Consider the following 15,208-nt stretch of genomic DNA (forward strand, 5'->3'; position numbering starts at 1 on the left):
TCCGTTATGTCAATATAGCCCCCTGTTATGGGGGGCAATAATGTAAATTCAACAAAAATCAATCTATCAGTTTAACGTTTCTCGGGTATTACTCTCTACTGATAACTCGATAATTGGCATCGATAGCGCGTTTAACTGAGGCAAAATTTTAGCTTTATCGCCTACTACAATAATTTGCATCTTATCAAGATTCAAATATTGCTTTGCCAAGGTATCCATCGTTTTCTTATCAATATTGTTGATAATAGCAAGCTGCTCTTCACGATAGCCTTTATCAAGACCATAGCTAAGCAATTGCCTTAAAAAGCGCGCTTTACTGGTAGGTGTTTCAAATTCAAGTGCGTCGCTTAACGTAAAGGCATTGCGCATGAACGCAATTTCTTCCTCGGTTACACCTTCAGTGCGGTAGCGATTAATCTCTTTTAAAATTTCAGCGATACCTTCACCTGTGTTAGCAGCAGTGAGGTCGGTACTTGCTTCAAACCAGCCAAGGGTTTTGCCACCAACGAAACCACTATTTGCTCCATAGGTGAAGCCTTTATCTTCTCGAAGGTTCAGATTTATGCGGCTATTAAATGCTCCCCCTAATGGAAAGTTCATAAGGCGAGACTTAAAGTGATCGCCTGTCGCATCAAAAGGTAAGCTTCTATCAACAATAAATACTACCGACTGAACCGCTTCTGGGCTATCCACTAGGAAGATTTGGTTTTCTTCGTACTTGGGAAAGTCGCTGTAATCAGCAAATTCATAGGTATTCCCCTTCCATTGACCAATAAAGTCTAGTGTATTCACCATGTCTTTTTTCGGTAAGTTACCAACAACGACGATACTCGCTTTATCTGGCGAATAGTAATTGGCATAAAACGTTTTAACATCTTCCAACGTGATATTCTGCACAGTTTGCAGCGTGCCTTCATCCGGCAGGCTGACACGGTTCTCTTCACCAAACAAAACGAGGTCACGCGCGCGGCGGGCTAAGCTAGACGGCGTTTTCGCTTGTTGCTGCAAGCCTTGTACAACACGCTCTTTCATGCGGTCAAAATCTTCTTGGGTGAACGCAGGGTTGAACAGCTTTTCTTTCAATAGCGCTAGGGTTTCATTTAAATGCTTGGTTAAAGTAGACACGTAAACCTGTGAGTATCTACCTGCAGTACTAAATCGGATAGCGCTACCCAGTTTTGCAAGTTCGCTAGCTAATTCTTCATTGCTGTAATGCTTTGTAGTTTCATTCATAAGTAACGCGGTTAAGTAGGCCGTACCCGCTTTACCTTCAGGGTCTAGCAACATGCCGCCATCCATACCTAATGTAAGCGTTACCGTTGGCGTTTCGGTGCTGGTTACGCCAAGTATTTCAATGCCGTTAGCAAGTTCAGATTCCCAATAATCAGGAACTTCCACAACCGGTGCCTCACCGGCTTTCGGCATTACGCTTCTATCAAAGCTAGGGGCGGTATGGGTAGATAGGGCACTGGAAAAGGCTTCGTCATCAGACACATCTACCGTATCGATTTCAATATTTCTCACCGGACGTTCAAAGGTCTGCTTAGCCGCAGCGAGCTGAACCTGCCCTTTGGGCACCACGCTTAATACAACGCTATTGGCGTCTTTAATATATTTATTGTAAACACGCATAACGTCTTCAGCAGTTACGGCGTTATAACGCGCAATATCTTCGGCAATCAAATCTGGCGCTTGGTAAAAGGTTTCGTTAGCGGCGAGGGCTGACACTTTGCCAGACACACTTTGTAAGCCAAATACCGTACGCGCTTCAATTTGTCCTTTTGTACGCGCTAAATCATCTGCCGTTACACCACGTGCCTCAAACTCTTTTAGGGTTTCATTCAGTACGTTCTGGAGAGTAGAAAGTGAGGTAATTTTTGCAGGGTTAGCCAAAGCGAGTAGCTGGAATTCACAGGCAAGTTCGCGGCAAGGGTGAGACACCACGGCTTGCACCGCCATGCCTTCTTTCACTAGGTTTTTGTAAAACAGTGAGGTTTTTCCACCGCCTAAAATATCGGCCAATACGTCCAGTGGCGCTTCGTCTTCATGGCGACCATACACTGTAGGATAAGTTATTTGCAGAAGCGGAAGATGAACTTTATCTTCTAACGTTACATAACGGGTTTCGTCTAGCGTTACTGGCTGAGGCTCAGGCTCTTCTACTTTAGGTCCTGATGGGATTTCCCCAAAGTACTTGTTCACCCACGCTTTGGTTTTGGCTACGTCGATATCGCCACCAATAGTTAGGACCGCATTGTTCGGGCCATACCAGCGCTTAAAAAAGGCTTTTAGGTCATTGACGTCAACCCGGTCTAAATCTTCTACATAGCCGATAGTCATCCACGAGTATGGGTGCCCTTCAGGATATAGCGCTTCACCATTAAGCTCGAAACGCAATCCATACGGCTGATTGTCCACACGCTGCGCACGCTCGTTTTTAACCGTTTCTCTTTGGTTTTCAAACTTAGTTTGGTCTACGGCTTCTAACAGATAGCCCATTCTGTCAGATTCTAGCCAAAGGACTTTCTCCAATTGGTTAGCCGGTACGGTTTCAAAATAGTTTGTGCGATCGGTATTGGTTGTGCCGTTTAAGTTACCGCCCGATTCCGTAATAACCTTAAAATGCTGCTCATCGGCAACGTGTTTTGAGCCTTGAAACATCATGTGCTCAAAAAAGTGAGCAAAACCCGATTTACCTACCTCTTCTCGCGCAGAGCCAACGTGATAGGTAACGTCAACATGAACCAGTGGATCAGAATGGTCTTCGTGGAGAATGACGGTAAGTCCGTTTTCTAATGTGTACTTTTCGTAAGGAATAGACACGGTGTTCGACGAATCAGCTACGGTGTTTAGTTGGTTATTCGTCTTCTCTTCCTGTACGTGCTGACACGCTGTTACTGCAATGACGCCTATGGTCATAACGAAGGTACGTAGGGTCAGTTTTCCTGACATGATGATTCCTTTTAAATTACTACACATTCTTCACTCTGCCTTTTCACTCTATATTCACTGAGTGGTACTTGGCTTATTGGGTGAAAACAGAGGTTGCTATCTCTATAGCGCAAGCGAATTTTCGAAGACTACCAGACTTTTTAGCGCTTTACTTGCTTCGACTTTGCTATGATTGTATTAATTTGTGTATTTCTGAAATACACTTACACTTCATAGTCTTTTGTAAAATAGGCTTTAGCCAGTTGAATTCGCTAAGTGGTACGAATGAACTGACAAACGGTTTCCATTTGGAATAGAAATAGCCCAATAGAAGTTGCGAAATAAAAAGGATAGTTGCATGGATCAGTCAACAACAGTAGTCGATATTGATTTTGGAATGTCACAGCTAAGTGGAAACAAAAAACTGTTGTTCACCCTACTTGGTAAGTTTACAGACGAATACCGTTCTCTTGATGCTGACTTGCAGGCGCATGTTGCTAAGGGCGATTTTAATGAGGCTTACTCTCTTGTTCACACACTAAAAGGCGTGACAGGAAACCTAGGGCTTTTTGCTTTGCACAATGCGAGCAAGCCTGTAGAAAGCGGCTTTAGAAACGACAAACGCGTTGCTGAACAATACCCTGCTTTTATCGCAGTACTAGATGAAACCATTGCTGCGGTTGATGCGTTGATCAAAGAGCCAGAAGTCACAGCTTCTGCCCCGGCACCGGCGAATGGAGCAGCAGCTGAGCAAGCGCGAAAACAGTTAATGACAGCGCTGAAAGCGAGCGAGTTTATCGCCCAGGACAAACTGGATGAATGGCTAGATGCCCTTGCCCTACCACAAGAAAAGCGCTCGGCTATTATCGATGCGGTAGACGAACTTGACTATGAAGAAGCCATTTCAGAGTTAGAAAATAGCTAGTGCAGCCGATCCCCGTTCTCTTTGAAAATACAGACCTCATTATTGTTAACAAGCCTATTGGCATTGCTATGCACGATGCCACTAATGAGGCAGATGTTAGAGAAAATATTGCCGAAAACGGCGAACCAGAAAAAATAGACGGCATTGTCACCCGATTAAAAAAGCAGTTAGCCGTAACAGAACTGCATCTTTGCCACCGCTTAGATACGGGCACGTCGGGCTGCTTGTGTCTTGCTAAAAATGCAGCTGTAGCCGGAGAAATTGGCGAGCTTTTCTCATCACGACGTGTGAGCAAATACTACTTGGCGCTAAGTGATCACAAGCCTAAAAAGAAACAAGGCATGATAATGGGCGATATGAAAAATCGTCGAGGCGGCCAGCGGATTTTGCTAAAAACCACAGAAAACCCGGCTATCACTCAGTTTTTCAGTAGCGCGGCTAAGCCCGGTACCCGAGGGTTTATCGTTAAGCCTCACTCGGGGAAAACCCATCAAATTCGTGTTGCGCTTAAAAGCATTGGCGCACCTATTTTGGGTGATACACTTTATGGGGGTGAGGCATCAGACAGGCTGTATCTTCATGCATGGCATTTACAGCTTCCTTTATCTTCTGGTGAATTAGCAGTTACTGCACCTTTCGATAAAGGTGAAGTCATAAACGAAGCCGATGTGCAGACTTGGTACAACGGGCTTAATGCGCCTGAGACTTATCCATGGCCTTCCCTGCCCGCACGCTTTCTGCCGGCGTGCTAGGGGAAAACGCGAACGGCCTAATAGGTGCTAACCTAATAGGTGCTAATAGTCATAAGAAAATAGAAGCTACTTTGAATGTTTAATAGGTGCTAATGGGTAAACTACATATAGTTGGCGGCGGTGCCATAGGAAGCCTCATTGCTGCAAGCTCCCAGAAAAATGGCGTGCCGTATGACTGCTACCCCAGAGACATGAAAACCATGCCCTCTTGCGCACACTGGCAAAACGGCCAAACCACTGCGCTAAAACCTGCGAAGCCTTCACCTATCGTGTTACCTAAAAGTGATGTGCTGATAATCCCCTTAAAAGTATATCAACTTAAAGCAGCCCTATTGCAATGGCTTCCCTATCTCACACAACAACCTACCGTTGTGCTGCTTCACAACGGTATGGGCGGACTTGAGATCGCAAGAGATTTACTAGGCGGCGATTATCCGTTGCTTCTTGCTACAACCAGTCATGGCGCGTTAAAAGTAAGCGCGTCGAGCGGCGATTTTCATGTTAAGTATACTGGCGTTGGCGCAACGCAAATTGGCGCGCCTAATGTAGATAAGCCATCACCTCAAACATTGGCCGCCCTCTCACAAATAGCGCCACAGCTAGCCAGCGCAATTGCGACGTTAGATAAGGCTCTTCCGCCAGTGCAATACCAAAATAATATTCTAAGAGCATTGTGGACGAAGCTTTCCGTTAATGCTGTGATTAACCCACTAACGGCGCTTCACAATATCCAAAATAAGCACATTGCTAAGCCTGAATTTGAACAAAGCCGTATTTCAATTTGCAATGAGTTTACTCAGGTAGCGGATGCTTACGGGCTAGATTTTGATGCACTGTCAGTTCATGAAAATGTGCTGTCTGTAGCCAAGGCGACCGGAGAAAACTACTCAAGTATGCATCAGGATGTTGCTCACGGTAGACAAACAGAAATAGACGCCATCAACGGTTACATTGTAGATATGGCAACAAAAAAGGGTATTCCCGTTCCCGAGAATACCCTTTTAGTAGAGCGTGTTAAGGCGCTGAAGCTTTAACAGCGCCGAGCACCTAAATCACGCTATTTGAGGATTAAGATTATTCTTGTTCACCCGCTTCTTGCGCGTCTTTTGGCGCCTGAGGCTTCATGTGTGGGAACAAGATAACATCTTTAATGGTAGAGCTATCAGTAAATAGCATAGCTAGACGGTCAATCCCGATACCTTCACCCGCCGTTGGCGGCAAGCCATATTCAAGGGCGCGGATGTAGTCATCGTCAAAGTGCATGGCTTCATCATCGCCTGCATCTTTTTCTTCAACTTGCTTCGCAAAACGTTCTGCCTGATCTTCCGGGTCGTTAAGCTCGCTAAAGCCATTCGCTAATTCACGTCCACCTACAAAGAACTCGAAGCGGTCGGTAATGAATGGGTTGTTGTCGTTACGGCGCGCAAGCGGCGATACTTCCCACGGATATTCTGTAATGAACGTAGGTTGAATAAGCTTCTCTTCCGCGGTTGCTTCGAAGATTTCGCAAAGGTACTTACCCGCACCCCAAATGCCATCAACTTCAGGCTCTTTAATGTGAAGCTGTTTTGCCATTGCTTTAAGCGCGTCAAGGTTCGCCTCTGGGTCGCGAATAGCTTCTTCGTTAGCTTCTGGCCAGTACTTAAGAATAGCTTCGCCCATGCTTAAGCGGTCAAACGGCTTACCAAAATCGTATTCAACTTCAGACGTTACGTTACCTTCAGCGTCTTTAGTTGTGTTTTTGATAATGCTTGTACCAAGAATATCTTCTGCCAGCGTGCGCAGCATATCTTCGGTAAGGTTCATCAGGTCGTTGTAGTCTGCATACGCTTGGTAGAACTCAAGCATAGTAAACTCTGGGTTGTGACGAGTTGATAAGCCTTCGTTACGGAAGTTACGGTTAATTTCGAACACACGCTCAAAACCACCAACCACTAGGCGCTTAAGGTAAAGCTCTGGTGCAATACGCAGGTACATATCGATGTCTAGCGCATTGTGGTGAGTCACAAACGGCTTCGCTGTCGCGCCACCAGGAATAACCTGTAGCATTGGCGTTTCTACTTCAAGGTAGTCACGTTCGGTAAGATAATTGCGAATACCGTTTACGATCTTGCTACGGATCATGAACGTTTTGCGCGTTTGTTCACTTGTGATCAAATCAACGTAGCGCTGGCGATATTTCGTTTCCTGGTCACTCAAACCGTGGAATTTTTCTGGCAATGGACGAAGTGCTTTGGTTAGCAACTCGTATTGCTCCATGTTCACGTAAAGGTCGCCTTTACCTGACTTATGTAGGTCACCCGCCACGCCAATAATGTCACCAATATCTAGTGCACCATATTTTGTTTTAAGGGCTTTTTGCGTGTCTTTATCTGCGTATGCCTGAATACGGCCAGTCATATCTTGAAGCAACATGAAAGGACCACGCTTTGCCATAATACGGCCAGCAATGCTTACTTTGTTACCCTGCTCTTGTAGCGTTTCTTTGTCGAATTCACCGAACTTAGCTTGAAGCTCATCCGCATAGTTTTCGCGACGGAAGCTGTTTGGGAAACCGTTTGCACGGCACTGCTCGCGAATAGCGCTTAGCTTAGCACGGCGCTCTGCAATCAATTTGTTATCGTCTGTTTGTTGGTCAGTCATAACCTTTCACTTCGTTGTTCGGTTTACAGCCCGGATTTCAGGCTGGCTTCAATAAATTTGTCCAAGTCGCCATCCAGCACGGCTTGAGTGTTGCGTGTTTCCACGCCAGTACGCAAATCTTTAATGCGGGAGTCGTCCAAAACGTAAGAGCGTATTTGGCTTCCCCAGCCGATATCAGACTTGCTGTCTTCCATCGCTTGTTTTTCAGCGTTTTGTTTTTGCAGTTCAAACTCATAAAGTTTGGCTTTTAACTGCTTCATCGCCTGATCTTTGTTTTTGTGCTGCGAGCGGTCGTTCTGACACTGCACCACAATGCCCGTAGGTTCATGGGTAATACGTACCGCTGAATCTGTTCTGTTTACGTGCTGGCCACCCGCGCCCGATGCGCGATAGGTGTCTATACGTAAATCAGACGGGTTGATTTCAATATCGATGTCGTCATCAATTTCAGGATATACAAACGCAGATGAAAACGACGTATGACGGCGGTTGCCCGAGTCAAACGGCGATTTACGTACTAAGCGGTGTACGCCTGTTTCTGTGCGTAGCCAGCCAAACGCATATTCGCCCTGAACGCGCAGCGTAGCACTTTTAATGCCCGCGACTTCACCTTCCGACACTTCAATAAGTTCCGTTTTGAAACCGTGCGCTTCGCCCCAACGCAAATACATGCGCAGCAGCATATTGGCCCAATCTTGTGCTTCTGTACCACCAGAGCCCGACTGAATATCAATATAGCAGTCGTTTTCGTCGTTAGGGCCAGAAAACATGCGGCGAAACTCAAGCACTTCTAGCTGCTCAATTAAGCCTTCAAGCTCACTTTGGGCCTCAACGAAGGTATCTTCATCTTCGGCTTCAACAGCCAATTCAACAAGACCTTCAACGTCTTCAGTTCCCTGATCGAGCTTGTGGATCGTCTCTACGATTTGCTCCAAGGCCACTTTTTCTTTGCCAAGGGCCTGCGCTCTGTCTGGCTCGTTCCAAACGTCAGGACTTTCTAACTCTCGGCTAACTTCTTCTAAACGCTCTGACTTTGCATCAAAGTCAAAGATACCCCCTAAGCGCTTCAGTGCGCTCGCGGATATCTTTTATCGCATTCATAACGGGGTTTATTTCAAACATAGTCCGCTTATTTCGTTAAAAATTTAAGACCGCGGATAGTACCGAATTTGAAGGAATTTTGATAGGGGTTGGCGCAAATATTGCGACACTGAGCTTGTGCTAATTTTCGTATGGATTTTAAGCACCTTCGTTGAAGCGAGTATTTTCACCGTTCAATGGCGCGCACATACTGTTGGGTAGGCTGTCTTAGCCCATACAAATAGAGTAAATGTTTGAAAAAGCAGCCTTCAGCTGCACTAGTTTGGAGCATTGCTACTTAGTGTCGCGTGCGTTTAGTGTGCGAATTGATTGGAAAATCTTTTAGGAAAAGTATGTCGTTCAATAATTTGTCTTATGCCGTTATCGGCGTACTTCTCGGTCTTTTTGTATTGGCCTTGGGCCAACTCGTCGATTGCCAGAACCTTGCGGGGGCAACGATGGCGTTGCAGTGCCCCAACGGCACACCCATTTCTAAATTGTGGCTTGCCACGTCAATGTTAATAGCGGGAAGCGGAATTTTCACTTGGCTATATCGCAATCGTAAATATTAACCGTAAAGTGCAGAAATGACTCGGTGAGTATCAACGGTGTTAACACATCACTGCGTATAACTGTTACGTAATGAGTCTAACTGCTGACTGACGAAAGTAAGATTTAGAACGAACAACATGTTTTAAGTGCTGTTCGTTCTGGTAAAAAAGAGCCATGCTCATTTTTAATGGATTGCCCCTTTTTCCTGAGCAAAGTGTTTTTTACACACCCGCTGGAATTTCCGGCTATTTAGCAAAAGAATAATCTGTGTAGCCCTTCTCACCACCGCCAAATAACGTATCGGGGTTGTGCTCATTCAGGGGTACATTATTCGCTAGTCTGTAGGGTAAATCTGGGTTCGCCACGAAAGGTCGACCAAAACCAATCATATCTGCCCACCCTTCAGTTAAAGCTTGTTCGGCACGCTCTGTGTCGTACTTTCCGGCATAAATGAGCAGACCGCTATAGGCTTCACGAATAGCCATCTTGAATGATATTGGCATTTGCGGCGCATCATCCCAGTCGGCTTCGGCAATATGCATATAGCCAATCTTGAAACTATTAAGCATGGAAGCAATCGCAAGATATGTCTCTTCGGGATTGTCGTCGACTGTCCCGTTTAATGTTGTTAGGGGCGCCAAACGTACACCTACTTTATCAGCGCCAATTTCCTCAGACACAGCCTGCACCACTTCTTTCAAGAATCGAATACGGTTCTGTACACTTCCGCCGTATTCATCAGTTCTTGTATTACTTTGAGAATCGATAAACTGGTTAAGCAAGTAACCATTAGCCGAATGCAACTCAATGCCATCAAATCCGGCATCTACGGCATTGCGCGCCGCAACGCGATACTCTTCTACCACGGCTTTTATATCTTCAAAGCTCATTTCTCGGGGCATGACCGACTCAACAAAGCCAGGGTTGCCGCCTTCATCAACAAATACTTTTACGCCTTTTGCTTGAATCGCCGATGCGCTAATAGGCTGCTTCCCCTCTGTATTTGAAGGATGGGATACGCGACCCACATGCCAAAGTTGCGCAAACATCACACCACCCGCTTCATGGACTTTATCTGTTACCAACTTCCAGCCATCGATTTGCGCCTTGGTATAAATCCCCGGCGTCCACGCATAACCCTTACCGAGTGCCGAAATTTGTGTGCCTTCACTCACAATAAGCCCTGCACTTGCGCGCTGAGCGTAATATTCAGCCATAAGGTTGTTGGGCACATCTCCCGGCTGTGTTGAGCGGGAGCGGGTCATTGGCGGCATAACAACCCGATTGTTCAGCGTTTTTCCAGCCAGCGATAGGGTTTCAAATAGTTTCATAATACAGTCCTTTAAACTTTATTCTTGCAATTTACACGTTTGGATAACGGTAGATATAAGGCCCTAAAGCTGGGTTAGAACCCGTATTTTTAACAAAGCACTTTTGCATTTTTCACAAAAGTACCGGTGTATTTCGACGACGTTATCCCAAATTTCATGCATCTCCTCTTGACGCAGAAAAAATTAAGCTTACACTTGTGCGCTGAATTAGCGTACAAGTGTAAGCTAAAATATTTTCATCCTTTTTGTATTTAAGATATTCCGACGAAATACAGGTGTGATTTCTACATTGAGACTATTACTAGATAAATTCACTGATCGCATTTTTCACCATGCCTCTTGGAAGGGCTACTGGGAAGTGCTGATGCAGCAAGTTAAACCCGCGTGGCGCGATGGGTATTTCAGAGCCAAAGTTGTGGCAGTAAAAAAACTAAGCGCTGATATGCTCGAGGTGTTACTTATGCCAGAGAGGTCTTGGCCAACGCATGTTGCAGGGCAGCATATCGCATTAACCATAGAAATTAATGGCAGGCTCACCACTCGCGTGTTTACCATAGCGAGTGGTGCTAACACCCGACAAAAAGAAAAGCAGATTCGCCTTGTAACCAAGGTTAAAGCTCAGGGCGCATTAACACCTTATCTTCACTCTTGTGTGCCTAATCAATGGGTAAATATCTCAGCCCCTATGGGGGAATTTAACTGGCCGAAGGTTGAAAAGCCCCTACTTATGATAGCGGGCGGCTCGGGTATAACTCCTTTCATAGCAATGCTTGACGATGCCGTCAACAACGCGCAGCTAAACCATACACCGGTACACTTACTTTATTTTGCTAAGCCAGACGAGCATGTATTACTCAATGAATTATCAGCGTTCAGTCAGCGCTGTGAGCACTTCACCTATGATATTTTGAGCAAACAAAAAGACGGAGACGTAGAAGCGCATTTGTGTAACTTTGCCAATGCACACTGGTTAGTGTGTGGTCCACATGCCATGTTCGAGCAAGTTGAAAGTTATGCAAAAGCGATCAACGTGCCTGTTTTGAGCGAGCACTTCGCTGCGCTTCCTGTGGTGAGCAACACCAGCCTTACCGAAATCGAAACCTTTTCCCTGGTACACAATGGCCAATCTTTGGCTATCGACAATCAGCAAACCCTACTTATACAACTTCAGCAAGCAGAACAACCAGTGACTTATGGCTGTGGCATGGGAATTTGTCATCAATGCCAATGTGTTAAGAAACGGGGCGTAGTGAGAGATACCCGCACGGGTGAGCTTTCAGATAGCGCAGAGCAACTTATTCAGCTGTGTGTATCACAAGCCGTTACTGATTTGGAGATTCAACTATGAACACCAGCGTTGCAATAGACAACCAACACCGTGAAGAAGCCATCGAACAAGCGCATTCTCCGATAAGTGAAACCAAAGCTATTCGGTCAACGAGCACTAAAGAGAAACCGAACTACGAGTTACTTGCCGCTCAGCTTGATGAAATTAAAGCTGACATTAAACGAAAAGTGGGCGCTGAAGATGCGGCCTATATCCGACGTATTATTCTTGTTCAGCGAATTTGCGAGTGGAGCGGACGGATACTTTTAATGTTGGGGTTCATTCAACCGCTGCTCTGGGTTGCCGGCGTATTGAGTTTAGCTACAGCAAAAATTCTCGATAATATGGAAATAGGCCACAACGTAATGCACGGCCAGTACGATTGGATGAACGACAAACACATTAATTCGAAAGGCTATGAGTGGGATATTGCCTGCGATGGTGCGAGCTGGAATCGCGTTCACAATTATGAGCATCACACGTATACCAATATTATTGGAAAAGACAGAGACTTTGGCTACGGCTTGCTTCGCCTGTCTAACGATTTTAGATGGCGTGTAAAAAACCTATGGCAGTTTGCGACTTACATCGTACTTAGTGTTTTATTTCAGTGGGGTGTGTCGTATCACGAAATGGCCGCTGAGCGGGTCTTTTTTGGAAAAAAGAAGGACAACCGTAAGAATCAGGTTACCCATAATGAACTTAAGAAACGCTTTTTTAGTAAAGGCGCACGTCAGTTAGTAAAAGATTATGCACTATTTCCTTTATTAGCTGGGCCGTTATTTTTATGGGTATTTACCGGCAACCTTATCGCCAATTTACTACGCAATTTATGGACATCTACTATTATCTTTTGCGGTCATTTCACTGGCGACGTGGAAACGTTTAAACAAGAAGATTGTGTTAATGAAACCCGAGGGCAATGGTACTACCGACAAGCGCTGGGCTCGTCGAACATAAAGGGCGGAAACCTGTTTCACGTGCTTACTGGGCATTTAAGCTTTCAAATTGAGCACCACCTGTTTCCAGATATCCCAGCCAGACGCTACCGAGAGATGGCGCCCAAGGTAAAAGCCGTATTCGAAGAACACGGCATGTACTACAACACTGGCGGCTTTTTAAAACAATACGCCAGCGTGTTAAAACGCATTATTCGCTACTCTTTCCCTTAACCATTTGAAACCCTAACCAGCCGGCCATGGCGCTTGCGCTGGTTAGGCACGTGCCCCACGCCCAGTCAATCAACATAATAAACAAAGTAAAACCTTCAATAATGCTGTACGCCGTTAAATTGTAGGCGCCATAACTGGCCAACCCTAGAAGCGCGCCATCGATCCCTGCATAAAGTAACGACTTATCTCTGTTCGCCACCACAGCAAGTACAAACACCACACATCCATACATGAGGTAAAAAACCACCCAAGGCCACGTGATAAATTGACTTCTAAGCAGAGGAGCCATTTCACTTTGATACCAGCCATCCGCAATAACGCCAAGCCACAAGAAGTCGAGCACACCAAAACACACAAAGATTGCAATTAACGACACGACGATGTTTTTCGCAAAGCGAATGATGTTGGAAAGCATGGAACCTATCCCTGTAAATAAGCAAATTGCGGATGCAAGTGATTTAAAATATGAATACGCAAGTGTTGCACAATAAGCGCATCACTTGAATGATAATTCAAGGTAATGCGCATGGGATGGTAATTTACTTAGCTTTTAAATACTCAGCTTTTCATTTTCGCAGCAAGTGTTGCACGCAGAGTTGCAGTTGGACGACCAAGTAGTGATGATAAGGTGCCGCTGTTATCTTGAAGCCACCCCGAGGCGGCGTAATGCTCTGAATCTGCTAATGCTGCTGCCATACCTTCAGGCAGCCCAGCTTTAATGAGTACTTCTCTATAAGCGCTCTCATCCATGTCTAAAAAACCAATATCTTCGCCGGTAATTTCAGATAGGGTGGAAGCATACTCCATTAGCGTAAAGCCCGTGTCGCCAGCAAGCTCATAAATTTTGCCTGTTTGATTTTGCGATGATAGGAGAACGGCCACTGCGGCGTCTGCATAATCTTGTCGGCTAGCGGTAGACAAAACTCCCTGCTTTGCAGCGCCTGCCACCGCTCCCATCTGCAGTACGCTGTCTACATTATCGGTGTAATTTTCCGTGTACCACCCATTTCGAAGAAACACGAAAGGCGCTGACACATTTTTAAAGTAAGCCTCGGTTTGTTTATGTTCTTGCGCTAACAGCAAAGGAGACGTATCTGCTTTCAACAAACTGGTATAAGCAATGAGGCTAACGTTTTGTGCCATAGCTGCATCTATTACCGCTTTGTGCTGCTCAAAGCGTTTCCCAAACTCTGTACCTGATATTAGCAACAACTTCTCAACACCCTCAAAAGCTGACTTAAGCGTTTCCGGGTTATTATAGTCGGCCTGCCGTACTACTACTCCCAACTGCTTTAATGCGTGTGCGTTATCAGGGTTGCGCACTAGTGCAACAATAGTGTTTGCCTTCTCTGTATTAAGCAGTGTTTGAATAACTTTTTGACCTAATTGTCCGTTAGAGCCGGTTACTGCAATCATAATCTATCCTCTATCAATTAAATGAGTACTGGTTGAACACAGAGGTGATTATGTGCGTGAAACACTGTTATGATAAGTAGACACATACAGAACGAATTGTTACGAATATGAGTACAATTAACTATTCACATCTTAAGGCACTCGCCATATTTGCCAGCGTAGTAGAATGTGGAAGCTTTGCGGAAGCTGCCCGCCGTTTAGGCACCAGTCGATCTAGAGTTAGCGAGCAAGTGGCAGGTTTAGAAGCATCTCTTGACGTGCGATTACTGCAAAGAACTACTCGACAGCTCATGCTTACTGACGAGGGAAACGCTGTATTTTCCCATGCGAAAAAGTGCCACGAGATTTTGCATGGTATTGATGAAGAGCTGCGTCAACCGGCGCCAAAAGGAAGAGTATCAATAACAGTCACCAACGACATTGCACACAAATTTTTATTACCGTTGCTGCCTGAGTTCAAGCGCCGCTATCCTGAAATAGATTTACACATAGTGAGCAGTGACGATAAGCTCGACCTTATCGCTCAGAATATTGATGTAGGAATTCGAATTGGTTTGCCACGAGACGACTCGCTCGTCGGTAGGGTCTTATATCAAGAACAATTCGCCTTATATGCTAGCCCTGATTATCTCAAGAAATATGGTGAACCTAAGACTATTGCAGAACTTAATAATCATACCTGGATTTTGCTATCTCAGTTAAATTCACGAATCATGCATTACCTAATGCTGGACAACACACCAATAGACGTTACACCCAAACATTACGAGCTGTGTAACTCTCCTCACCTTGTTCAAGAAATGGTCAAAGCAGGGTTGGGAATATCTACGCTGCTACCTTCAACTGTGCAAAAAGAAGTCGCATCTAACGAACTTATACGAATTTTCCCGTCACTTGGAAGTGAAACCTTGTTGTTTACCTTGGTTTATCCTTCTCGTAAGCATGTGCCAAGCCGTACCCGAGCACTTATTGACTATCTGGTTGAGACTTGTCGCTTCGGCAATGCCGCTTCTTTTTGATGTAAAATGCATAACGTAATGAGTGTTGCTTGTAACGATACGCTCGTTATGAAGTTTGCA

At 45.3% G+C, this 15,208-nt stretch carries 13 protein-coding genes; 7 read left to right on the forward strand and 6 right to left on the reverse strand.

What is annotated here, in order from left to right:
- Window positions 1–66: 66 nt before the first annotated feature.
- Entirely contained in the window at window positions 67–2,952 is a 2,886-nt protein-coding gene (locus tag ACFI6J_RS06075; protein WP_014975976.1) for a M16 family metallopeptidase, read from the reverse strand.
- Window positions 2,953–3,289: 337 nt separating this feature from the next.
- On the opposite strand from ACFI6J_RS06075, the gene ACFI6J_RS06080 reads away from it, so the two are divergent.
- From ACFI6J_RS06080 to ACFI6J_RS06090, 3 genes are all read left to right on the forward strand, one after another.
- Window positions 3,290–3,856, forward strand: a complete 567-nt coding sequence (locus ACFI6J_RS06080) for an Hpt domain-containing protein (protein ID WP_014948751.1) — start codon at window positions 3,290–3,292, stop codon at window positions 3,854–3,856.
- Window positions 3,856–4,608, forward strand: a complete 753-nt coding sequence (locus tag ACFI6J_RS06085) for a pseudouridine synthase (protein WP_061485140.1) — start codon at window positions 3,856–3,858, stop codon at window positions 4,606–4,608. The genes ACFI6J_RS06080 and ACFI6J_RS06085 overlap by 1 nt, the downstream gene beginning before the upstream one ends.
- Window positions 4,609–4,700: 92 nt before the next feature.
- The gene (locus ACFI6J_RS06090) at window positions 4,701–5,642 is read left to right on the forward strand and encodes a ketopantoate reductase family protein (RefSeq protein ID WP_061485138.1); all 942 of its coding nucleotides are present in this window, start codon (window positions 4,701–4,703) and stop codon (window positions 5,640–5,642) included.
- 40 nt (window positions 5,643–5,682) lie between these two features.
- Here ACFI6J_RS06090 and lysS read toward each other — a convergent pair whose 3' ends face one another.
- A complete protein-coding gene (gene lysS / locus ACFI6J_RS06095; protein WP_342340473.1) occupies window positions 5,683–7,251 on the reverse strand; it encodes a lysine--tRNA ligase in 1,569 nt (522 codons plus the stop codon).
- Between the two features lie 23 nt (window positions 7,252–7,274).
- A protein-coding gene (prfB, locus tag ACFI6J_RS06100) for a peptide chain release factor 2 (protein ID WP_101563798.1) occupies window positions 7,275–8,373 on the reverse strand; the annotation gives its coding sequence in 2 pieces (ribosomal slippage) (window positions 7,275–8,297 and window positions 8,299–8,373; 1,098 coding nt in all).
- A gap of 311 nt (window positions 8,374–8,684) precedes the next feature.
- On the opposite strand from prfB, the gene ACFI6J_RS06105 reads away from it, so the two are divergent.
- On the forward strand, window positions 8,685–8,903 hold the full coding sequence (locus ACFI6J_RS06105; RefSeq protein WP_014948746.1) for a hypothetical protein: 219 nt from the start codon (window positions 8,685–8,687) through the stop codon (window positions 8,901–8,903).
- Between the two features lie 225 nt (window positions 8,904–9,128).
- Here the strand turns inward: ACFI6J_RS06105 and ACFI6J_RS06110 are convergent, their stop codons facing one another.
- Window positions 9,129–10,214 (reverse strand): alkene reductase, encoded by a 1,086-nt coding sequence (locus tag ACFI6J_RS06110; protein ID WP_061485136.1) that lies wholly within the window; start codon window positions 10,212–10,214, stop codon window positions 9,129–9,131.
- A 289-nt stretch (window positions 10,215–10,503) separates the two neighbouring features.
- Here ACFI6J_RS06110 and ACFI6J_RS06115 point away from each other — a divergent pair, with 289 nt between their 5' ends.
- Both ACFI6J_RS06115 and ACFI6J_RS06120 read left to right on the forward strand, forming a co-directional pair.
- A complete protein-coding gene (locus ACFI6J_RS06115; protein ID WP_231513053.1) occupies window positions 10,504–11,562 on the forward strand; it encodes a flavin reductase family protein in 1,059 nt (352 codons plus the stop codon).
- Window positions 11,559–12,713 carry a fatty acid desaturase family protein gene (locus tag ACFI6J_RS06120; protein WP_342340472.1) on the forward strand — a complete coding sequence of 385 codons (1,155 nt, stop codon included), beginning with the start codon at window positions 11,559–11,561 and terminating at the stop codon, window positions 12,711–12,713. Before ACFI6J_RS06115 ends, ACFI6J_RS06120 begins: the two co-directional genes overlap by 4 nt.
- Here the strand turns inward: ACFI6J_RS06120 and ACFI6J_RS06125 are convergent.
- Window positions 12,691–13,128, reverse strand: coding sequence for a DUF2177 family protein (locus ACFI6J_RS06125; RefSeq protein WP_039226505.1), 438 nt, complete (start codon window positions 13,126–13,128; stop codon window positions 12,691–12,693). The two genes, ACFI6J_RS06120 and ACFI6J_RS06125, sit on opposite strands and share 23 nt — an antisense overlap.
- 143 nt (window positions 13,129–13,271) lie before the next feature.
- The gene (locus ACFI6J_RS06130) at window positions 13,272–14,129 is read right to left on the reverse strand and encodes an SDR family oxidoreductase (protein WP_342340471.1); all 858 of its coding nucleotides are present in this window, start codon (window positions 14,127–14,129) and stop codon (window positions 13,272–13,274) included.
- Between the two features lie 107 nt (window positions 14,130–14,236).
- Here ACFI6J_RS06130 and ACFI6J_RS06135 point away from each other — a divergent pair, with 107 nt between their 5' ends.
- On the forward strand, window positions 14,237–15,148 hold the full coding sequence (locus tag ACFI6J_RS06135; protein WP_342340470.1) for a LysR family transcriptional regulator: 912 nt from the start codon (window positions 14,237–14,239) through the stop codon (window positions 15,146–15,148).
- The last annotated feature ends 60 nt before the right edge of the window (window positions 15,149–15,208 follow it).

The sequence above is a fragment of the Alteromonas sp. G4i13 genome, from assembly GCF_054960505.1.

What these genes read in the sequence shown, in the direction of transcription:
- ACFI6J_RS06135 (WP_342340470.1), top strand. Translation starts at nt 14,237, where the DNA reads ATGAGTACAATTAACTATTCACATCTTAAGGCACTCGCCATATTTGCC.
- ACFI6J_RS06075 (WP_014975976.1), bottom strand. Translation starts at nt 2,952, where the DNA reads ATGTCAGGAAAACTGACCCTACGTACCTTCGTTATGACCATAGGCGTC.
- ACFI6J_RS06120 (WP_342340472.1), top strand. Translation starts at nt 11,559, where the DNA reads ATGAACACCAGCGTTGCAATAGACAACCAACACCGTGAAGAAGCCATC.
- ACFI6J_RS06105 (WP_014948746.1), top strand. Translation starts at nt 8,685, where the DNA reads ATGTCGTTCAATAATTTGTCTTATGCCGTTATCGGCGTACTTCTCGGT.
- ACFI6J_RS06090 (WP_061485138.1), top strand. Translation starts at nt 4,701, where the DNA reads ATGGGTAAACTACATATAGTTGGCGGCGGTGCCATAGGAAGCCTCATT.
- ACFI6J_RS06130 (WP_342340471.1), bottom strand. Translation starts at nt 14,129, where the DNA reads ATGATTGCAGTAACCGGCTCTAACGGACAATTAGGTCAAAAAGTTATT.
- lysS (WP_342340473.1), bottom strand. Translation starts at nt 7,251, where the DNA reads ATGACTGACCAACAAACAGACGATAACAAATTGATTGCAGAGCGCCGT.
- ACFI6J_RS06080 (WP_014948751.1), top strand. Translation starts at nt 3,290, where the DNA reads ATGGATCAGTCAACAACAGTAGTCGATATTGATTTTGGAATGTCACAG.
- ACFI6J_RS06125 (WP_039226505.1), bottom strand. Translation starts at nt 13,128, where the DNA reads ATGCTTTCCAACATCATTCGCTTTGCGAAAAACATCGTCGTGTCGTTA.
- ACFI6J_RS06110 (WP_061485136.1), bottom strand. Translation starts at nt 10,214, where the DNA reads ATGAAACTATTTGAAACCCTATCGCTGGCTGGAAAAACGCTGAACAAT.